Origin of the sequence: Priestia koreensis, from assembly GCF_001274935.1 — a bacterium.
Classification (GTDB): domain Bacteria; phylum Bacillota; class Bacilli; order Bacillales; family Bacillaceae_H; genus Bacillus_AG; species Bacillus_AG koreensis.
This window is the reverse complement of sequence record NZ_LILC01000023.1, coordinates 84,890-104,372: the sequence shown is the minus strand read 5'-3', so window position 1 is coordinate 104,372 and position 19,483 is coordinate 84,890. Positions and strand designations below refer to the sequence as shown.

General features: G+C 41.0%; 20 protein-coding genes. 12 read left to right on the top strand and 8 right to left on the bottom strand.

All coding sequences use genetic code 11. From position 1 onward, the window contains the following. Positions 1-7: 7 nt before the first annotated feature. Together AMD01_RS16675 and AMD01_RS23690 are read left to right on the top strand one after the other, a co-directional pair. Positions 8-760, top strand: a complete 753-nt coding sequence (locus AMD01_RS16675; protein ID WP_053402581.1) for a sugar phosphate isomerase/epimerase family protein — start codon at positions 8-10, stop codon at positions 758-760. Positions 761-768: 8 nt separating this feature from the next. Next, positions 769-951, top strand: a complete 183-nt coding sequence (locus tag AMD01_RS23690; protein ID WP_083446591.1) for a DUF1272 domain-containing protein — start codon at positions 769-771, stop codon at positions 949-951. A gap of 23 nt (positions 952-974) precedes the next feature. Here AMD01_RS23690 and AMD01_RS16670 read toward each other — a convergent pair whose 3' ends face one another. Further along, positions 975-1,433 carry a GNAT family N-acetyltransferase gene (locus AMD01_RS16670; protein WP_053402580.1) on the bottom strand — a complete coding sequence of 153 codons (459 nt, stop codon included), beginning with the start codon at positions 1,431-1,433 and terminating at the stop codon, positions 975-977. Positions 1,434-1,579: 146 nt separating this feature from the next. On the opposite strand from AMD01_RS16670, the gene AMD01_RS16665 reads away from it, so the two are divergent. Both AMD01_RS16665 and AMD01_RS16660 read left to right on the top strand, forming a co-directional pair. Then, the gene (locus AMD01_RS16665; RefSeq protein WP_053402579.1) at positions 1,580-2,617 is read left to right on the top strand and encodes a class I SAM-dependent methyltransferase; all 1,038 of its coding nucleotides are present in this window, start codon (positions 1,580-1,582) and stop codon (positions 2,615-2,617) included. A 66-nt stretch (positions 2,618-2,683) separates the two neighbouring features. Next, on the top strand, positions 2,684-3,538 hold the full coding sequence (locus tag AMD01_RS16660; protein WP_053402578.1) for a dimethylarginine dimethylaminohydrolase family protein: 855 nt from the start codon (positions 2,684-2,686) through the stop codon (positions 3,536-3,538). A gap of 28 nt (positions 3,539-3,566) precedes the next feature. On the opposite strand, the gene AMD01_RS16655 is transcribed toward AMD01_RS16660, so the two are convergent. The 3 genes from AMD01_RS16655 to AMD01_RS16645 all read right to left on the bottom strand — a co-directional run bounded on the left by AMD01_RS16655 (position 3,567) and on the right by AMD01_RS16645 (position 7,621). After that, entirely contained in the window at positions 3,567-4,532 is a 966-nt protein-coding gene (locus AMD01_RS16655; RefSeq protein WP_053402577.1) for an NAD-dependent epimerase/dehydratase family protein, read from the bottom strand. Next, positions 4,529-5,839 carry a nucleotide sugar dehydrogenase gene (locus AMD01_RS16650; RefSeq protein WP_053402576.1) on the bottom strand — a complete coding sequence of 437 codons (1,311 nt, stop codon included), beginning with the start codon at positions 5,837-5,839 and terminating at the stop codon, positions 4,529-4,531. The genes AMD01_RS16655 and AMD01_RS16650 overlap by 4 nt, the downstream gene beginning before the upstream one ends. 105 nt (positions 5,840-5,944) lie before the next feature. After that, complete coding sequence (locus tag AMD01_RS16645; protein ID WP_053402575.1) at positions 5,945-7,621, bottom strand: glycosyltransferase; 1,677 nt, start codon at positions 7,619-7,621, stop codon at positions 5,945-5,947. Positions 7,622-7,732: 111 nt separating this feature from the next. Here AMD01_RS16645 and AMD01_RS16640 point away from each other — a divergent pair, with 111 nt between their 5' ends. Next, positions 7,733-8,437, top strand: a complete 705-nt coding sequence (locus tag AMD01_RS16640; RefSeq protein ID WP_053402574.1) for a glycosyltransferase family 2 protein — start codon at positions 7,733-7,735, stop codon at positions 8,435-8,437. A 33-nt stretch (positions 8,438-8,470) separates the two neighbouring features. Here AMD01_RS16640 and AMD01_RS16635 read toward each other — a convergent pair whose 3' ends face one another. Together AMD01_RS16635 and AMD01_RS16630 are read right to left on the bottom strand one after the other, a co-directional pair. Beyond that, entirely contained in the window at positions 8,471-8,767 is a 297-nt protein-coding gene (locus AMD01_RS16635; protein WP_053402573.1) for a hypothetical protein, read from the bottom strand. A 22-nt stretch (positions 8,768-8,789) separates the two neighbouring features. Further along, the gene (locus AMD01_RS16630) at positions 8,790-9,458 is read right to left on the bottom strand and encodes a BMQ_0737 family morphogenetic spore coat protein (RefSeq protein WP_053402572.1); all 669 of its coding nucleotides are present in this window, start codon (positions 9,456-9,458) and stop codon (positions 8,790-8,792) included. A gap of 319 nt (positions 9,459-9,777) precedes the next feature. Between AMD01_RS16630 and AMD01_RS16625 the strand changes: the two genes are divergently transcribed. The 4 genes from AMD01_RS16625 to AMD01_RS16610 are packed head-to-tail and all read left to right on the top strand — an operon-like array spanning position 9,778 to position 13,885. Beyond that, positions 9,778-10,881, top strand: coding sequence for a DegT/DnrJ/EryC1/StrS family aminotransferase (locus AMD01_RS16625; RefSeq protein WP_053402571.1), 1,104 nt, complete (start codon positions 9,778-9,780; stop codon positions 10,879-10,881). Positions 10,882-10,885: 4 nt separating this feature from the next. Next, the gene (locus AMD01_RS16620; protein ID WP_053402570.1) at positions 10,886-11,953 is read left to right on the top strand and encodes a Gfo/Idh/MocA family protein; all 1,068 of its coding nucleotides are present in this window, start codon (positions 10,886-10,888) and stop codon (positions 11,951-11,953) included. 12 nt (positions 11,954-11,965) lie between these two features. Further along, positions 11,966-12,901: an NAD-dependent epimerase/dehydratase family protein gene (locus tag AMD01_RS16615; RefSeq protein ID WP_245638967.1), complete on the top strand. Its 936-nt coding sequence runs from the start codon at positions 11,966-11,968 to the stop codon at positions 12,899-12,901. After that, positions 12,902-13,885, top strand: a complete 984-nt coding sequence (locus AMD01_RS16610) for a glycosyltransferase family 4 protein (RefSeq protein WP_053402568.1) — start codon at positions 12,902-12,904, stop codon at positions 13,883-13,885. It abuts the gene before it with no gap. Between the two features lie 42 nt (positions 13,886-13,927). Here AMD01_RS16610 and AMD01_RS16605 read toward each other — a convergent pair whose 3' ends face one another. Further along, positions 13,928-14,899, bottom strand: a complete 972-nt coding sequence (locus AMD01_RS16605) for a DUF4855 domain-containing protein (protein WP_053402567.1) — start codon at positions 14,897-14,899, stop codon at positions 13,928-13,930. A gap of 138 nt (positions 14,900-15,037) precedes the next feature. Between AMD01_RS16605 and AMD01_RS16600 the strand changes: the two genes are divergently transcribed. Together AMD01_RS16600 and AMD01_RS16595 are read left to right on the top strand one after the other, a co-directional pair. Beyond that, a complete protein-coding gene (locus tag AMD01_RS16600) occupies positions 15,038-16,021 on the top strand; it encodes a glycosyltransferase family protein (RefSeq protein WP_053402566.1) in 984 nt (327 codons plus the stop codon). A 28-nt stretch (positions 16,022-16,049) separates the two neighbouring features. After that, positions 16,050-16,745, top strand: a complete 696-nt coding sequence (locus AMD01_RS16595; RefSeq protein WP_053402565.1) for an acyltransferase — start codon at positions 16,050-16,052, stop codon at positions 16,743-16,745. A gap of 40 nt (positions 16,746-16,785) precedes the next feature. On the opposite strand, the gene AMD01_RS16590 is transcribed toward AMD01_RS16595, so the two are convergent. Continuing rightward, positions 16,786-18,114 carry a glycosyltransferase gene (locus tag AMD01_RS16590; protein WP_053402564.1) on the bottom strand — a complete coding sequence of 443 codons (1,329 nt, stop codon included), beginning with the start codon at positions 18,112-18,114 and terminating at the stop codon, positions 16,786-16,788. 205 nt (positions 18,115-18,319) lie between these two features. On the opposite strand from AMD01_RS16590, the gene AMD01_RS16585 reads away from it, so the two are divergent. Further along, the gene (locus AMD01_RS16585; protein ID WP_053402563.1) at positions 18,320-19,408 is read left to right on the top strand and encodes a glycosyltransferase; all 1,089 of its coding nucleotides are present in this window, start codon (positions 18,320-18,322) and stop codon (positions 19,406-19,408) included. Positions 19,409-19,483: the final 75 nt, after the last annotated feature.

Here is a 19,483-nt window from a genome sequence, read left to right as displayed (position 1 = left end):
GAAATTGATGAATACTATTCCAGTAGCAGTTCAGCTTTATACATTACGAAACGAAACAGAAAAGGATTTTATCGGAACGTTAAAAAGCGTCGCCGAGATGGGGTATGATGGCGTTGAGTTTGCGGGGTATGGAGACCTTCAGCCACAAGAAGTAAAAAAGGTGCTAGATGATCTTGGGCTAAAGGCTGCTTCAAGTCATGTTCCACTTTCATACATAAAAGAAAAAATAGATGAATTAATTGAAACGCAAGTAACAATTGGAAGCAAACATATCGTTTGTCCATATTTAATGCCAGAAGAACGCACAGAACAGCATTACAAGGAGCTCATTTCGGTGCTAAATACAGCCGGAGAAAAATGTGCGAAGAATGACATTACGCTTTCTTATCATAACCATGACTTTGAGCTACAGCTTCTTTCAAATGGAAAAACAGCGCTGCAAACGATTTTAGAAGAAACAAATCCGCAGTGGGTAAAAGCAGAGCTCGATGTATACTGGCTTACTTATGCGGGAGAAGATCCAGTAGAATGGCTGAAGAAGTATGACAGCAGAACACCGCTTGTTCATTTAAAAGATATGACGACTGATGGGAACCGTGAATTTGCGGAGCTTGGAACAGGTGGAGTGAATCTTGAATCAATCCTTTCACAAGGGGCACAATCTATGGTAGAGTGGTGGATTGTCGAGCAAGATGTTTGTAAGCAGTCTCCATTAGCGAGCGTGAAGCAAAGTCTTGCTTACTTACAACAAAGAAAGTAGGAACATCATTGGCGTTAGAAATGAAAAGCCACTGCGAAAAATGTGAACGGCTGTTGTACATTAATACAGAGGCTTATATTTGCAGTTATGAGTGTACGTTTTGTAAAAAGTGTGCAGAAGAATTAGGGCACTGCTGTCCTAGCTGTCATTTTGAGTTAGTGAGAAGGCCAAAGCGTAAGAGGATACGATAGAAGGACGGCATGAAGCCTTCCTTCTATTTTAATTTCTTCGTCATAAAGACGCTATTTGGGTCAAGTGTATAATCACTAAATGGACCGCATTCGGTAAACCCTGCTTTTTGATAGAGAGTTCTTGCTGGAAGAAAAGCTTCCATTGAGCCTGTTTCTAAGCTTAATTGCGTATAACCACGTCGTGTTGCTTCCGCTAAAATGTGGTGAAGCATCTTATTTGCCACGCCTTTTCGTACGTGCTCTTTCGCCGTTTTCATAGACTTTACTTCACCATGAAAAGCATCTAGCTCTTTTAAAGCACCGCATCCTAGTAAATGACCATCTTCCCAAACACTCCAAAACGTAATGTCTGGTTGCTGAAGCTGACTAAGATCGAGCGCATGAATGCTCTCAGCAGGTGAATGAAGCGTCATACTATGTAAGTGATCTTGTAGGAGCCCCGCAATCTCTATTCCGGTTAAATCATCGTTTCGAATTTCCATATGTATGTTCCTTTCTTTTGCTAGATTGAATCTTTTCATTATACAGTATCCATTACTGTATTTGTTCAGAAAATTTAAAAAATACGTTGACGAACGTTTTGAGCTTATCCATAATAAAGAAAGGTATAAGTAAAGGGGAGCTGTATATGAAGGTAGAAGGAGCCAGTATTTATCCGTTTTCCGAGCAGCATATAGAAGAGACCTATTTGACCCCAAGTTATCGCATTGATTTACGTAATCCAGTGAACGTCGCACCATTTATAAATGCAAATGTGGTTAGTGATTGGTCACAGCTCACATGGAAAGACGTTGGAAAGCCATATGAAGTAAAAAAAATGGCCAAATCACGTTTGGACTGGGAGGCCGAGCATTCTGAGCCGATGCCCGTGAAAGAATCATGGAAATATTTCAATCAATCGTTTCACGAATGGTTTGTGAAGGATGTGCCGACTGCAATCGATGAATCGAAAAAGAGGTTTAAAGAAAAATTAAAGCGCTTTCAAATAAAAGAAGTAAAGTCTGCAATTGGAGATGTTGTCCAGATTTCCTTGTGGAATTATGTGCACCGAATAGAGGATGGCATTTGGGATCCAAGAGGAAAGCGAGCGTTGTTTGAAGATTTGGATCTGCAAAAGCCGCGCATTCTATTTTTAGGTGCAGCAGAAGGGTACGAAGCGATGCAGCTTGCTGCGATGTATCCAGGAAGCGAAGTCGTTTTGGTTGATTATGATGAATATTGCAAAACCCATCGCTTCGCGGAGTTTCCGAGTACGTATCCGTTTTTAGGTGGAAACCCAGCTACGGGTGGCTTGAAGGTGTGGTATAAAGATCAGCTAAACATTGAATACGTGGTAGAGGATATTCGCAACTTGTCTTACGGAAGGGAGTTTGACGTAGTCATGAGCGTCGGGCTGCTTGAGCACGTTCCGGATGAGCACAAACCCGAAATTATGGATATGCACCGTCGATTTTTACGACCTGGTGGCTATGTTATTATGACAACTCCCCGAAATCAGCTAAAGTCTCGCATGTATTACCGAGTAATGGCTGACGTCATGAATCATACGTATCGTGAACTGATGGACATTCGCCAAATGGGGTTATACGTCTATGAATCCGGTCTTGATATTGTAAGACATGGTTACATTAAGGTTCACAACGGAATTGTAGCGAAGGAGCGCTAGTCGTGGTTTAAGAGTGGCCTTTTAGGGAACACTCCCTGTACGAACAATTTTTAGGGAGTGTTTCGCATGATTAAAAAGAACGAAGAAACGATTGCGTGCTTTAGTGAGTACGATGCATTACATAAAGTGATTGTTTGTGAACCTGATCATATGAGGATTAGTGAAGTCATTAACGAAACGCAGCGTCGTTATGTAAAAGATAATATTGATGCAGAGGTCGCAGTTCAGCAGCATCGCCATTTTGTAAGTGCAATGCAAAAAGAAGGGATTGAGGTTCTGACGCTTCCTTCGTTTGAACGCTACCCGGAACAGGTTTTTACCCGTGATATTGGATTTACGCTCGGGAACACGTTATTCATCTCTGAAATGGGGAAAGGGATTCGACAGGGTGAAGAGCAAGTTCTTATGACGTGGCTTAGGGAACATGGATATTCCTATCATAACCTTGAAGATTACCGTATTGAAGGTGGCGACGTCATCATTGACCGAGATCGTATTTTTATCGGTGTAAGTGACCGAACGTGTTCAGATGCAATTGCTCACCTTCAAGAACAGCTCCCAGCGTTCACGGTTATCCCAATACCGTTTAACGAGCGGTATCTCCATCTAGACTGCGTATTCAACATTATTTCACCAACTGAAGCGCTTGTCTTCTTACCAGCATTATCCAAAAAAGAACGAAAGCTTTTAGCTTCTTATTATCATTTAATTGAAGTAAGTCAAGAGGAACAGTTTACGCTTGGAACGAACGTGCTTTCAATTGGACAGCAAAAAATATTGAGCCTACCGGTTAATCCAGGCGTAAATACAGCACTTCGTGAAAGAGGCTATCACGTCATTGAAGTAGATATTACCGAAATCATTAAGTCAGGTGGATCATTCCGTTGCTGCACAATGCCCGTAGTGAGAATAAAGTCATAAAAAAACCTTGTCAATGGACAAGGTTTTTTTATGGATCAAGTCGTTCGCGGTACCATTTAATCGTTTCTTTTAATCCTTCTTCCATGCGAATTGATGGAACATAGTCTAATAATCGTTTCGCTTTTTCTAGACTAGGCTCACGGTCCTGCATATCTTCAAAGCCTTTCCCGTATGCAACGTCATAGGGGACTTCCACAATGTCTGAACGAGAGTCGGCAAGCTTTCTAATTTGAGCAGCGAGTGAAGCGATGGATATTTTTTCATTTGATCCAATGTTGATTACTTCGTCATTTGCTTTTTCATCAATACAGTTCACGAGTGCGTGAATGGTATCATGGATGAACGTAAAACAACGCGTTTGTGTACCGTCACCGTATACAGTGAGGTCTTCATTGCGAAGCGCCGCAACAATAAATTTCGGCACCACACCACCGTATTGAGAGGACGTTTGTCTCGGTCCGTACGTGTTGAAAAAGCGTACAATCGTAATCGGTAAACCGAGCGCACTATAAGCAAAGCATAGATGCTCATCAAGGGATTTGGCGGTTGCATAGCACCAGCGTGTCGTCTGCGGAGGGCCTAGTACCCGATCAGAGTCTTCTGTGAAGGGAAGCTTTGTGTTTTTTCCGTAAATCTCAGACGTGGAAGCAAACACGACTTTAATTCCTTTTTGATAAGCAACTTCTAAAATGTTTCTCGTTCCTAAAATACAGCCATCAATCACCTTGAGCGGGTTTTCGACGGTATTTTTTACACCGAGAACCGCTGCTAAATGATAAATGAGATCGCATTCCTCTACTAAATCCTCTAGCAAATGCCGATCTAATATATCACCCTCCACAAACGTGAAATGCTCAACGTTTGTGGAAGGAAGATACTCCTTTTTTCCGTTTGAAAAGTCATCAACTGCTGTAACATGATGACCAAGGTAGAGAAGACGTTCAATTAAATGGGAGCCGATGAAGCCAGCTCCCCCTGTTACAAGGATGTTCATATTTTTTTTCCTTCCCCAAGTCTCACCACTTTACCTACACTACTGCGACCTCTCGTAATATTACGCGTATCAAAGATAATGGAGGAGTGATCAAGGATTTGTTGCAGAGGAATGGAAGAATGATCAGTTAAAATAACTACTGCGTCCATATCGCTTAGAAGCTGATCGGTAAGGGAGGAGCTTGTTAATAAGTCGTTTTGAATGCGTAAGCTCGGAATGAGCGGATCATGGTAATAAACGTCCATTCCTTCCGCCTTCATTTCTTCCATAATTTCAAGCGCTTTTGAATCACGCGTATCGGCGACATCTTTTTTATAGGTTACGCCGTATACGAGTACTTTAGGGGAAGCGTCTTTTCCTTCCGCCTGTAAAAGTTGCTTCGTGTAGCGAACGATGTAGTGAACCATCCGTTCATTGATTTCATCCGATAGGTGAATAAATTCACTTACAGTTGAATACTGTCCTAGTTTCCACTGTAAATAGAGGGGATCGACAGGGATACAGTGACCACCGATTCCTGGTCCGGGATAAAATGGGGTAAATCCGTATGGTTTCGTTGAGGCGGCGCCGATGACTTCCCAAATATCAACACCTAAGTGCTCACAAAGCATGGCGATCTCATTAATAAACGAGATGTTAATGAAACGAAACGTATTTTCAAGTAATTTGGTTAACTCTGCTGCTTCTGCTGATGAAACGAGAACGACCTTATCGTAAATTTTGTCGTAAATGTCAAAGGCCGCTTCCGCACAAGCAGTCGTAATTCCACCTAACACCTTTGGAATTTGGTCTACGCGATACGTTTCGTTTCCTGGGTCAATTCGTTCAGGAGAATTAGCAAGGAAAAAGTCAGATCCTGCCTTAAGGCCGCTTTTCTCTAAAATAGGAAGCAGCACTTCTTTTGTTGTACCAGGGAACGTCGAACTTTCTAACACAACAAGATGGCCTTTTTTTAAGCGTTTTTGAATTTCTTCTCCAGCACTATTTACAAACGTTAAATCTGGATTTTTGTCCGCGGTCAACGGAGTGGGAACACAGATAATAATATTTTTAACATCTTCAAGACGATCAAAATCATCCGTTACGCGAAAGCGGTTCGCCTTCATGACGTTTGTTAATCGTTCGCTACTAATATCATCAATATAGCTTTTAAAGCTATTAATAGATGCAAGTTTTCTAGGATCAAGGTCAATTCCCGTTACGTTGAACCCTTTTTCCGCTAGCATGACTGAAAGAGGCAATCCAACAAAGCCTAATCCGAGAACAGCGATGGTTGCTTCTCTGTCTAAATGTTTGGCGTCTTTCATTACAGTTATCTCCTCGCAATACAAAATGATCATTCATTCTAAGTTATGCTCTATTAATATGAAAGACATAGGTATCCTCCTATTTATGAGAAAATTAGGCTTTTTCTAGGAGAAGGACGTTCGTTTTTTAACAAAGACTACTTCATTTGTTTCTTTTTCACCTTCTAACCAATAGAAAGCTTCTTCTTCTGTTAAGAGATCGCTTTGGTCAGGAAGCGTTGTTTTGTAATAGCGTGGAATTCCTTCAAATACAGCGCGGTTTCGTTTTCCGTCTGTAAATCCTCCTCTAAATCCGTTCATTTGATTCCAATAGTCAATTCCTTCTAAAATATCTCCGAGGATCTTTTCAGGATTAAACACTTTTTCAAGCGTGACGGGATTAATGCGGCGAAGGTAATCAATTTTGACGACCTGCTGCATTCTAAGGTTTGTCTGCGTAGCTCGAATGTGCGCGATGCACAAATTATAAAGCGAATCTTTTCCGATCGTCTCTAGCACCTCATTTGTCATCACAAAAGGAGAGATCGTCAAGGCGGATGTCTTAAATGAGTTCATTTTACACGTAATGTTAATAAAATGATTGGCCATGTGCAGGGCGTTCATGCCTTCAAGCTTTCCGGCAAAGTCACTTTGATCATTTAAGGCAATATCGGTTTCTTTGTTCATCACCCGTCTTGCCATCATGAGGAGCTCCTCGATATCGACCGGAATGGCGGCTTCATGAAACACGAGGGTATTTTTCGAAGCAACCTCGGCACCTAAACGGAAGGCCGTCCCATAGTCACGAATTTGAGAAGAAATAAAGTATGGTAGATTTAATTCCTCTAAAACTCTTACTACCTTTTCCGTTTTATTTCCGTAAATAATCGGAATGATTTCCCCATGTGTTTTTACAAGTGCTTTTAATAAATGACGAAGATAAGTGGAGTGACGAGAAATCGGAACGATAAAAGATACCTCAGCAAGCCCCTTCGTTCCATGTTTTTGCCATTGACCTCTTAAATCTTCTAATGTTTCTTTCGTCACTACTCGTTTCCGATGGGTAGGAAAGTGTAAGCGTGGTCCGTATTCATCTATTAAATATTGAAACGCTTCTAACGTATCTCCGTGAATACGCTGATAGGCTTCAGGCATCACTTCAAAGAGCTTTTTTCGGTGGTCCGTTCGCGTTTTATTCACAGAGAGCACGTCAATGTCATTCGACACGCGGATTTTTACCTTTTTTTCGATGGCAATGCATGTCGCGAGCTGAGGGTTCGCGAGAGATTCAACACCAATTTCTTCAATTGCCTTTTTACTTAGCGCATGGGGAATGGTGAGAAGATTTTCAAGACCGAGATCAAGTCGACCTTGGATGATGTTTGATAAATAGCGGTCGATACACGGTTCATCTGGAGATGGGTGACGAGCTACCCAATCGATTGCATTTAACGTCATTCCTGCACCGTCTTCAATGTCGGTAATGAAAGGGAGAAGGTGCTCTGCTTCAATGGCGATATCTGCATCTGTAAAAAGGTAAATATCTGCATCAATGGAATGGATAGCGCCTACCGCACGTCCGACGTCATTTCCAAGGCGCTCCTCATACTCGATTACCGTTGCTCCGTAGTCTCTGGCGATATCCGCTGTTTCGTCCGTCGCGCCGTTAACAACAACGACGACTTCATCTGGCTGCAATCGGTTGACTTCTGCTAGTACGCCACCAATCGTATCACTCTCATCCATCGCTGGAATGACGACCACTAGTTTTTTACTCATATCACGTTCTACAAAAAGGGTCATTCAACATTATTCCTTTCTAAAAAGACTTGTGCCTTTATATATATATGGTAGATGCGGAATTTGGTAACAGTGAATGTGAGGAAGAAGCCTGACATGACAGGGGGGACAGCCATGATAACCGTTGTGACCGTAACGAATCGGGATCATTTGATTGAAAATGTATTCACGAATTTTGAGCACCAAACCAAGGCCGAGAAGGAGATGATTGTTGTCTTAAATCATTCAACGATGGATGTCGGGGAATGGAAGAAAAGGGCATCGCTACATCATAATATTCGGGTATACGTTCATCATGAAAGCGCGACGCTCGGAGAATGCCTAAATCTGGCTGCTAGTGAGGCTAGTTATTCCGTGATCAGCAAGTTTGATGATGACGATTTTTACGGCCCTTTTTATTTAACAGAAGTGGAGTCATCTTTTAAAGAAACAGATGCAGACGTTGTAGGGAAAGCAGCCATTTATACATACTTTGAGGAGGATGAACTACTTTCTTTGTTTCAACCAGGACAAGAAAATATGGAAGTGAGCGCTGCTGATTTTCCCACCCAGCGATGCTTAACGGGAGCGACGCTTTCGTTTAGAAAAGAAGTTTCAGAGAAGATTCCCTTTGCATCGCTTAATATAGGAGAAGACGTTGATTTTCAGAAACGCTGTCTCCGGAGTGGAATGAGGTTATGGTCGTGCTCAAAGAAGAATTATGTACACATTCGCTATAGTGATCAAACCCATCATTCTAGCATGCACGGAACGGCAGTGTTAAAGCGAGTCTCTCAGCCTATCGGTTACCACATAGATTATAAAATTTTCGTGAACTAACGTAAAAAAGGAGTGAAAATCACTCCTTTTTTGTTAAATGCACGTTGTATCTCCATCAACAAGAGCGGAAATACTTTCGACTTGGTTTCCATCTAATACAATTAGCTTCGAAGCGACAAATGGAGAAATAAGCTCTGGTACAACGATGCAAATATAGCATTCTTCTTGATTAACGTTTGTAATAATGCCCCGAATGACATCTCCAGACTTTGTTCGTATATCGACATCTTCATTAATAAATTTTTCGACAAAGCTTGGAATACAACAAGGGATAATAGGGGTAGGGTCAACGCAGTTTGAACGTTTGAACCGTACGTTAGCATAACTCATGTAACATCCTCCTTTGTTTCATTTAGTTCGTGTTTTCATGGAGCAACAAGCAAGAGCACTGCGGAATGTACTCCTTGCAGAGAGGTACAGGTTTTGTATCTTTTCTTGGGGCGCACTCATTCGCCTCGAGCTCAATTCGAACAGTCGCTTCACTCGTGACATCCAAACAAAAATCAAGGTCAATTTGAATTTGTTGAATGGCATGATCACAAATGACGACAGGATCACATTGGAAAGACGAGATTACAGGTATAATTCTCGTTCCGTGTGGGGCACAAAGCAGTAAGCGCTGGGTAGTGGTGAATGGGGTTGGATTGGAAGAGAGTACGCAGCCACAGTCATCTTCAATCTCTAGCGTAATAAATCCTGTAACGGTTGCGCTGACTTTTTCTAGATGAACCGTCTCTCCGTTTGGAAGAGTAACAGCTACCGTTGAATGACGCCGTATGGTAATCATGTCCGATAATTCTTCAAGCGAAATCGGTTCTCCGTATGAATCGCTTAAAAAGCAGTCAATTCCTTCACGGTGATGAAACAGCTCACATAAATCTCCGATTGCCACATTGTATTGATCATCTCCTGCAGGAGGGTTTTCACATAAGCTAAAACCTATGATGGATAAGTGGACATGACGATTAATCCAATCATAAATTTTGGGCACGCGTATACATACGTTTTCTTTTTCTTCCATACTCATAGTACCTCCTTTCTGATGGTTGTTAAGTTAGCCATGCCGCTTATTACATACTATTTTCAATCTGTATAAAGGTGTCATGGAAAAGGGTCATTTTTCATCCAAGGTGAATATAATGCAGAAATAAATGACGAAGGATGGTTGATTGCCGTGACCACCAAACGTTTTTTACATAGCTTATTGTGATTGGGTGAATGTGATAGAGAAATTCTATGCCCGAAAATTTCCATTTGTTTTCGTGAAAATGACCTGATGCAGGACACAGGCATTCAAAAACGAGCAACACGACACGACTTATATGAAAAAGGAGACTGCTATGATCAGCTTAGTAGACTTAAAAAGACAATTTCAATCTATTAAGGACGATATTTTAAAAGAAATTGAAGGGGTCATTGACGGGGGGCAATATATTTTAGGGCCAAAGGTAAAAGAGTTAGAAGAGAAAATTGCCCAAAAGTTAGGTGTAAAAGAAGCGGTAGCCGTTGGGAACGGAACAGATGCGCTTGTCTTAACCCTAGACGCTCTTGGTATTAAAAGTGGAGACGAAGTGATTACGACACCGTTTACTTTTTTCGCGAGTGCAGAAGCCATTTCACGCGTAGGAGCAACACCGGTATTTGTTGACGTCGATCCGATCACCTATAATCTCGATCCAAAAAAACTAGAAAAGGCCATTACTTCCGCGACGAAGGCCATTATTCCGGTCCATTTATTCGGTCAGCCAGCCGAGATGGATGACATTGTGGAAATTGCGAAAAAACATCAATTATATGTGATTGAGGACGCATGTCAGGCGTTCGGCTCTTCTTATAAAGGACGCCGTACAGGAAGCCTAGGAGACGTGGCTTGCTTTTCCTTTTTTCCAACAAAAAACCTTGGAACGTTAGGAGACGGTGGAATTATTACGACCTCTAACGAACAGCTAGCAGCGCGTATTCGGAAGTTACGAATGCACGGAACATCGAAAAAGTATTACCACGATTCCATCGGCTATAACAGTCGATTAGATGAAATCCATGCAGCCATTCTGCTGATTGTATTAGACAAAATTGATACGTGGAACGAAAAGCGGAGAGAGCATGCTGCCTATTATCGTTCGCATTTAGCCAACCATCCTTTGTTCACTCCTCCAAAAGAATTCGATCATCTCACCCATATTTATCACCTCTTTTGCTTAGGATCAACGCAACGCAAGGAAATTATGGAGAAGCTTGCTGAACATGATATTCAAAGCGGTGTGTACTATCCGCAATGTCTTCATTTGCAAGAAGTATACGCAGATCTTTCCTATAAAAAAGGTGACTTTCCTGTATCCGAGCATTTATCTGAAACGCTGTTTGCTATTCCACTTGATCCGTTCATCACGAAAGAAGAACAAGATGAGGTTATTGGCGTGCTTTTATCTGTAAAGGAGGTGTAAGTGCTTGACTACATTTGGTTTAATTGGCTGCGGCTATATTTCAAAGCGGCACATTCAAAGCCTTTCTAAATGTCCGAATGCGTGTCTTGTAGCTGTTAGTGATATACAAGAGGAGCGAATGAAACAAGCAGCCTCTTTATATCAAGAGAGCGCTGGGGAAAATTCGAGTATTAATCATTACGGAGACTATCACCATATGATGAAAGATTCCTCCATTGATGTCATTATTATTGCGACGTCTTCTTTGCTACACGCCCCCATTGCAAAGGAAGCGATCGAACATGGTAAGCACGTTATTATTGAAAAGCCGCTTGCTTTATCCATTAAAGATGCTAATGACATTATTGAATGGGGAAAAAAGCATAATCGACACGTGATGGTTTGTCATCAAATGCGCTTTCGTCCTATGATGCAAAAAATTAAAGAAGTCGTGACGAGCGGAAAAATTGGAAAACCGTACTTAGGGGTAGCCAGTATGCGAATTAATCGCTCTGAAGAATATTATACATCAGCTCCTTGGCGCGGAGATTGGGAAAAAGATGGTGGAATGCTGATCAATCAAGGCATTCACGTCATTGATTTATTGCAGTGGTTTCTCGGTGATGTGAAATCTGTATATGGGGATATTTCACGGTATCTATCTGTTAAAGAAACAGAAGACGTCGCACTAGGTGTGTTAACGTTTGAAAATGAAGCAAAGGGGATCATCGAAGCAAATGTTATCACCCAACCAAACAACATTGGTTATTCGCTTTCCATATTTGGTGAAAAAGGTACCATTTCAATAGAGGGTTCAGGTCTAGATATTATTACAAGATGGTACGTAGATGGAGAAGAAAACGATTCTGATGTGAACGAGCTGCTTAATGATCATTCGGAGCATCTATCCATGTACCAACAGTTTTTAGAAGTGATTAACACCCAGATAGGAACACCGTTAGTAAATGGAACAGAAGGAAAGAAGGCGTTAGAGACCATTTTTGCTCTCTATCAATCTGCTCTCGAGCAAAAGATCGTGACACTGCCTCTTGATCATTTTTCAACCGCACACATGAAGAGAAAGGGAGATTGATTCGTTATGAGCATGGGCACCATTTTAGTGACGGGAGGGGCAGGTTTTCTCGGTTCACAGCTTGTAAAACGGCTACTGAAAGAAGCTGACCATATCTATGTCATTGATAACCTTGCAACCGGCAATAAGGCGGCCATTCCTACATCCACGAAGATTACATTTTATGAAGAAAGCATTACGAACGAAGGTTTGCTAAAGGACGTACTGCCAAAAGTAGATTATGTGTTTCACTTTGCATGTAAAAACTTAGTTAATTCAGTTGAGAACGTAAATGAAGATTTTTTGACAAATATGTATGGAGGCTACTTGCTGCTTCAGCATGCGCATCAGTATGCCAAAAAGTTAAAACGATTTGTCTATGCCTCCACGGCTTCTGTATATGGTGATGCGGAGATTCTTCCAACACCTGAAACTTACTACAACATTAAACTACCGTATTCGGCAAGTAAATTTTCAACCGAGCATTATGCACAGGTTTACTATCACCTCTATCAGCTCCCAGTCGTAACGCTTCGTTTTTCCAACGTATATGGACCAGGGCAGCTTATTACAAATCCGTATTGTGGAGTTGTCGCAAAGTTTTTTGAAGCAGCTGAAGAAGGGGAACCGTTAGCCATTTTTGGTGATGGAAAGCAAACCCGAGATTTTACCTTCGTAGAAGATGCCATAGAAGCAACCTATATAGCGGCACTAGATGATCGCTCCATTGGTGGGGTATATAATGTAGGAACAGGTGTTGAAACGAACGTACTACAGCTTGCCAAATGTATTCAAGAAGTAACGAACAAAAAAGGAAGCTTAGAGTTTCTTCCAAAACGCAGAGTGGACGTAGTAATGAGACGGAGAATGGATATTGCAAAGATACAGGCTGAATTGAGTTGGAAAAATAATCATACGCTTACGGAAGGTCTTCAAAAAACGTATGAATGGTTAAAAGGGGAGTATTAAATGAAGGTTTTCCATGGGACAACGGAAATTGCAGGTCAAATGGGTATCTTAAGTGAAGCACTGCAAAAGAAGGGTCACTATTCAATTGGATACAATACCTTTCACTCCTATTTAGGGTATGAGGATCATTTAGTCAATACGGATGAACAGACGATTGAGCAGGAACGTGAAAACATCATTCGGGCGTTCGACGTGTTTCATTTTCACTATGGAACGACGTTGTCACCAGGTTTTGAAGATTTAGAAAAGATTGCGCGATTAGGTAAGAAAATGGTGATGCATCATTGGGGAAATGATGTACGGTTTCATGATATAGCCCGTATCCACAATCCATATGTATACACAGGTGATTCACCTCCTAATAAAGTGATGCATGAAAGGTTAACTAAAATGACCCGCTATATTAAGCAAGCGATTGTACAGGATTATGAAATGGTTCCGTACGTTGAAAACTATTACGATCACGTTCACGTCGTGCCAATTGCGATCGATCTTTCTCAATTTACCCCTGCCTATCCTGATCCAACGAAAAAGCGTCCTTTGATTTTACATGCCCCAACAAATCCAGATTTTAAAGGAACAGCGCACGTTGAGAAAGCCATTGAGCGATTGAGAAAAGAGTATGATTTTGACTACAAGCGCATCGAAAAGCTTAAGCATTCAGAAGCGATTGAGCTGTATAAGGAAGCAGATCTTGTTATTGATCAAGTATTGTGTGGGTCACATGGTCTGCTTAGCGTAGAAACAATGGCGCTAGGCAAACCGGTTGTCACCTACATTCGGGAAGATTTAGTTTCACGTTTTCCAAGTGAACTGCCAATCGTGAATGCAAATCCTGATACGCTATACGATCAGGTGAAGAAACTTTTAGAAAACCCATCTTTAAGACGAACGCACGGAGAGCAGGGGCGTAAATATGTCGAAACGTATCACAGTAGTGATGTCGTCATTGAGCAGCTACTAGCGATATACGAACAGCTATAAAAAACGGAGGGAGCACCTGTAGATAGGTACTCCCTCCGTTTTTTAACTTTTGAGGAACGAATAGAGGCTTTGATACAAAGAGGGATTGCTGTAATAGAGATCACGTAGGTTTTGATTCGCAAAGTCACAGACAATGAGTGCCTTATCATATTCATAAGTGCTTGCCCCGTCTATATAGTCGGTAATGTGAGTGGCATTAAATGTAGGACCTTTTCCAGCAATCATTTGAACACCTGTACGATGATATTTCGCATAGTTGGTCACGTGCATAATGTACTCGGAAGATATTTCTGTATTCCCATAGTAATTTGCACTTGCACTTGCTACATCAAATTCAAAAGACGTAATATCATAACATCCATATCCATTTAAATACGGAAGCCACATAGATAGGAGTTGCTTGCTTCGAACATATTGAACACTCGCTTTTACCAGTTCCTCATCTTCTTTAGGGATGGTTCCTCGTTGCCATACGAAGCCTTTTAAGCGTAGCTTATCGTGTAGATGAAAGCTACTATTCCAGCGCGCAAGAAACGTGTCAATCCACCATTTAACCGCATCAAGGCGATCAGCAGGTGATTTGAAATTATAGAACCTTCCGTTTATCATCCCGAAGTTTTCTTGAAAGGTAAGCGGATAGGGAATGGTGATCCAAACGTCTGTATATTGTGCAAACGGTGTGTTTAATGAAAGGGCATCAAAATTATATCCTTTCGTAAAGTAACGATCTAATATAAAATTCCAGTCCTCTTTTTGAGCTAATTGTTCAAAGCCCGCGTACATAGGGTGAATGGAATAACCTTTTCGACCTTCATAAGCATTGAAAATAAATGATGTAAACATCCGATCAACCGGTTCGTTATTGACTAAATAAAACTGATAAGGTCGTAATTCTTCCATTGACCACTCATATTCAAGCGTTTCAGAGCCATATTCACCAAACGGCAGAATGCAAATGTGATTGTGAATATTTAGCTCTTCTGGCGTTTGAAATCCATAGGGACGAGTAGACAAATTAAATTCCCTCCTTTTTAAATTCTTATTAGTATATGACAAGAAGATAGAAGTGGTCATGGTTGTCTGCGGATTTACTGTCATACAGCTAACCACTTGCCTTCATATGAATATACTAATGGGGAAGGAGAGATGTAGATGAAAATTGTTCATGGCCCCACTGAAATAGCGGGACAGATGGGTATTTTATGTAAGCACTTACGAAAAAAGGGATACGATGTAGCGGGCTACAATTGGTTTCATAGTTACTTAAACTATAGTGGAGATATTGTAAGCACGGATGCCTACGAGATTGCTAGACACTTACCCGCGATAATTAGTAAGGGAGATTTGTTTCATTTTCATAATGGGGACACGTTTCTTTTAGGGGGCGGAGATCTTCCCCTCATCAAGGGAGCGGGTAAAAAAATGATTATGCATCACTGGGGGAATGATGTTCGGACAACGACGAATGTGGCAAAGCTTAATTCATATCCGCTTCCACCTAGTTATCTAACCGATGAGGAAATTCATCAGCGCTTAGTGCAGTTCTCAAGCTATATGGACCACGTTATTGTACAGGATTATGAGATGGTGCCTCATGTAAAGGACTATTATAAAAACGTGCACGTTCTTCCGCTAGCTTGTAATATCGAAAATTTCAAGGCTTCTTATCCATCCACAACAAATGCAGTACCAAAAATTATTCATGCGCCGACCAATCGTGAGTTTAAAGGGTCTTCATACGTAGAAAATGCGATTGAACGACTAAAAGGAGATCATTCCTTTTTATATCAGACGATTGAAAAGAAAAGTCATAAAGAGGCGACCGAAATGTACGCGCAGTCCGACATCGTGATTGATCAATTGCTATGTGGGACTCATGGAATGCTGAGCGTAGAAGCGATGGCGATGGGGAAAGTGGTAATCGCTTATATTCGTGATGACGTAAAAGCTTATTTGCCGCCAGATCTTCCGATTGTTATTGCCAAACCTGAAACGATTTACGACGTGCTTTCAGCATTAATCAAAGATCCTGTACGCCGCAACCAGATAGGTATCGCAAGCAGAGCGTACGTGGAAAAATATCATGCAGCAGAAAAAGTCGTTGATCAGCTCGTTTCCATCTACAATACCATTTAAAATATGAAACAAGTAAGGAGAGCTTAGTATGATTCATCCATCAGCTATTATTGGAGATCAGGTTGTTTTAGGGGAAGGCGTCGTCATCGAAGAAAATGTGACCATTGGGGATCATGTGACCATTGGTCATCATGTTGTGATTAAAAAGGATACTCAAATCGGCAGTCACGTTGAAATTGCTGATTTAACGGTATTAGGGAAAAATACGTCTTCAAATAAAAAAATGGCCCGAAAGCCAGGAAAACAGCTAGGTCCACTTCTCATAGGTGATCACGTTCGAGTGGGGTGTAATAGCGTAATTTACCGAGGAACGACGCTTGAGAGCGGCGTATTTGTAGGCGATTTATCCAGTATTCGCGAACATGTAACCATTGGTGAAGACAGTATTATTGGTCGAAACGCCATTGTTGAAACAAATACAACAATCGGTCGTCGCGTTACCATTCAAACGGGTTGCTACATTACAGCCGATATGATCATTGAAGACGAAGTGTTTATCGGACCGTGTTGTTCAACGTCTAACGATATGTATATGGGAATGGGCAATTATGAGCATCAGGGTCCCATTATCAAAAAAGGGGCGAAAATTGGAAACAACGCAACGCTTCTTCCGGGAATTACAATTGGGGAAAACGCCATCGTAGGAGCAGGTACAGTCGTAGTGAAGGATGTACTGAATCATCATACAGTGGTTGGAAACCCTAGTCGCATTATTAAAAAGTAGCAAAAGGGACCCTTCTTGTTAACAAGAAGGGTTCCTTTTGCTATTTAATCCGTGTATATAAATTTAGCAGCGTAGCGCTATTTTTGATCATATCGTGGTGTTCCTCTACGTAAATTCGTCCCTGTTTGCCAATATCTATAAGGCCGTCTTGATTGTCAAGGCAGTGTTTAATGATTTCGGTAATGGTATCAGGATTTGCAGAAATAATTGGGAGGCAATCTGGATAGTGTTCCTTCATATAGTCACTAATCCAGCAGATGACAGGCTTTCCCATCGCCATACATTCCACGGCCAAAAGACCGTAGCTTCCAATATGAAGCTGATCAATCACTAAATCTGCACGCTCATACATCTTTTTCGCTTCTTCATGAGACTTTCCTTGAATGAGTTCAAAGTCAAAATCATACGTTAGCTGTAGTTGTTCAATAGCCTTTGTAATGTAAGAAGTTCCTTTTACAAGAGGAGAGGTTGGAGCGTGAACAATTAGCGGTTTATTGTTTTTGGGGAGGTCAACGAGGTCATAATGAGTTAAATCAATAGAAGAAGGGAGAATGTGAACGTGCTCATAGTAGTCCTTTACATACTGAGCTAATTCCATATCTGGAACAATACAGTGCTGAAATGAGTGACCAAGTCTTGCTAGATTACGACGAATGCCTGTCTCGTCTTGGTTTTTAACAACGACGTATGGATTTGTCTGCTTGGCAAGTGAACCTATGCGTGCATCACTTCCCCAATGATGCATCAGCAGCTTTTTATTATCATTTTTTAGTATTGGAATATCAGAAGCATCCCATGTTAAACACGTACCAAAATGAAAATGAAACAGATCAAATTGATCACACAGTTCTTGGGAGAGCTTTCTGAGTTTCTCATTTAAAGAAGGCGTGTTTTTTTGATCAAGCAATGACCACGCGTAGTCAGACGTATACCCTAAATAATAAGGGTAGTAGTTTAATGTTTTAGCATAAACATCGTGATAATGAAGTCCTTTTGCTAGCGTATGCATTTGATTGGCAATTTCAATTGAGCCTTGGAGGACACGGAGGTCTCCGTTTGTATGGTTAAAAGATGAGGTTGTATGAAGAGATTGAAGCGTTTGTTTTACCTTTAATTCTCTTTCTCGCGTGGAATTTAATAGAGAAACATATTCTTTAAGCGCCTGATCTGATGGAAACTGTTCGTAGCCTCGCCAAAACCAAAGCCATGCGTTCTCAACCATTGACATCTCTAAATAAGCGATTCCCGTTAATAAATACAGTTCAGGTGAGTTCGGACCATTTTTTTGCAGAACTTGCAGCAAATCAAATGCTTTGCTGTATTCTTTTGCTTGAATATGCTTTGCAATATGTGAAATAAGGTTATTCAAAGAAACCCTCCTTCGTTTTTTTCTTTCTATTAGTATATGTGAAACGAGCATGACTGCGCATATAAAGCGGATAATAGGGCTTTTTTGCTTGCCGCCAGGTGCACCATTTAAACGCTATAGTAATATTCTATAAAGAACGGGTAAAAATCGGTGATCTAAACAAGTGCTGAAATTTAATTTTTTGTAGAGAGAAAGGCGGGTATACATGATTAGCATTAGCTTATGTATGATTGTGAAAGATGAGGAAGCGCTCTTAGCAAGGTGCCTTGATACGGTAAAGGATATTGTGGATGAAATTAACATTGTTGATACAGGTTCAACGGATCGTACAGTCGAAATCGCCAAGGAATATACGGACCGGATATTTTTCTTTGAATGGATTGGGAATTTTGGGGCGGCCCGAAACGAATCATTTAAGTACGCCACCTGTGACTACATTTTATTTTTAGATGCAGATGACGTATTGTTAGAGGAAGATCAACGAAAGTTAAAGGAATTAAAAGAAACGCTTGATCCGTCAGTTGATTCTGTTTCTATGTATTATGATGCAGGGACAGATGAATTTGGAAACGTGACGCTTCGCTATCGTCGCAATCGATTAATTAAACGCTCTCGAAATTTTGTTTGGAAAGGCGATGCTCACCAATACTTAGAAGTGTACGGGAACGTTATTAACGCAGGCATTTCCGTTACGCATAAAAAGGAAAAGCATTCGGTTGGACGAACGCTCGGTATTTATCAGAAAAAGATTGATCGAGGAGACGAATTCTCTCCGCGTGATCATTTCTATTATGGAAACGAACTTCGCGAAAATGGCCATTATGAAAAAGCGATTGAGAGCTACGATAAAAATATTAGCATGGCTGAAGGCTGGATAGAAGATAAGGTGTATGCATGTATTAATAAAGCGGACTGTTATCGGTTTTTAGGAGATACGGATAATGAATTGAAATCATTGTTTCAAACCTTGCAGTTTTCCAAGACTCCAAGAGCGGAAGCTGCAAGCAGAATAGGCTATAACTTTCAAGTAAAAGAGGATTATGAATCAGCCGTATATTGGTATGATATTGCAACAAAACAAAAAGCAGATCCCAATCAGTGGAGTTTCAGCTACCCTGCTTACTACACATGGTATCCGCATTTGCAAATGTGTCTTTGCTACTACAGACTCGGAAATTTTGCCAAATCGTATTATCATAACGAACAAGCAAGAACTTATCGACCAGAGGATCAGCGAATTGTTAATAATAAGGTATTGTTAGAGGAGAAATTGGGGATAGAGAAAGAGCAGTAACGATCTGATTTAATGGTGGGAAAATGTTCGTAACCCACACTCAGTATACGTAAAAGTTCATAAATATTGAGGCCC

What these genes read in the sequence shown, in the direction of transcription:
- AMD01_RS16675 (WP_053402581.1), top strand. Translation starts at nt 8, where the DNA reads ATGAATACTATTCCAGTAGCAGTTCAGCTTTATACATTACGAAACGAA.
- AMD01_RS16670 (WP_053402580.1), bottom strand. Translation starts at nt 1,433, where the DNA reads ATGGAAATTCGAAACGATGATTTAACCGGAATAGAGATTGCGGGGCTC.
- AMD01_RS16665 (WP_053402579.1), top strand. Translation starts at nt 1,580, where the DNA reads ATGAAGGTAGAAGGAGCCAGTATTTATCCGTTTTCCGAGCAGCATATA.
- AMD01_RS16660 (WP_053402578.1), top strand. Translation starts at nt 2,684, where the DNA reads ATGATTAAAAAGAACGAAGAAACGATTGCGTGCTTTAGTGAGTACGAT.
- AMD01_RS16655 (WP_053402577.1), bottom strand. Translation starts at nt 4,532, where the DNA reads ATGAACATCCTTGTAACAGGGGGAGCTGGCTTCATCGGCTCCCATTTA.
- AMD01_RS16650 (WP_053402576.1), bottom strand. Translation starts at nt 5,839, where the DNA reads ATGAAAGACGCCAAACATTTAGACAGAGAAGCAACCATCGCTGTTCTC.
- AMD01_RS16645 (WP_053402575.1), bottom strand. Translation starts at nt 7,621, where the DNA reads ATGACCCTTTTTGTAGAACGTGATATGAGTAAAAAACTAGTGGTCGTC.
- AMD01_RS16640 (WP_053402574.1), top strand. Translation starts at nt 7,733, where the DNA reads ATGATAACCGTTGTGACCGTAACGAATCGGGATCATTTGATTGAAAAT.
- AMD01_RS16635 (WP_053402573.1), bottom strand. Translation starts at nt 8,767, where the DNA reads ATGAGTTATGCTAACGTACGGTTCAAACGTTCAAACTGCGTTGACCCT.
- AMD01_RS16630 (WP_053402572.1), bottom strand. Translation starts at nt 9,458, where the DNA reads ATGGAAGAAAAAGAAAACGTATGTATACGCGTGCCCAAAATTTATGAT.
- AMD01_RS16625 (WP_053402571.1), top strand. Translation starts at nt 9,778, where the DNA reads ATGATCAGCTTAGTAGACTTAAAAAGACAATTTCAATCTATTAAGGAC.
- AMD01_RS16615 (WP_245638967.1), top strand. Translation starts at nt 11,966, where the DNA reads ATGGGCACCATTTTAGTGACGGGAGGGGCAGGTTTTCTCGGTTCACAG.
- AMD01_RS16610 (WP_053402568.1), top strand. Translation starts at nt 12,902, where the DNA reads ATGAAGGTTTTCCATGGGACAACGGAAATTGCAGGTCAAATGGGTATC.
- AMD01_RS16600 (WP_053402566.1), top strand. Translation starts at nt 15,038, where the DNA reads ATGAAAATTGTTCATGGCCCCACTGAAATAGCGGGACAGATGGGTATT.
- AMD01_RS16595 (WP_053402565.1), top strand. Translation starts at nt 16,050, where the DNA reads ATGATTCATCCATCAGCTATTATTGGAGATCAGGTTGTTTTAGGGGAA.
- AMD01_RS16585 (WP_053402563.1), top strand. Translation starts at nt 18,320, where the DNA reads ATGATTAGCATTAGCTTATGTATGATTGTGAAAGATGAGGAAGCGCTC.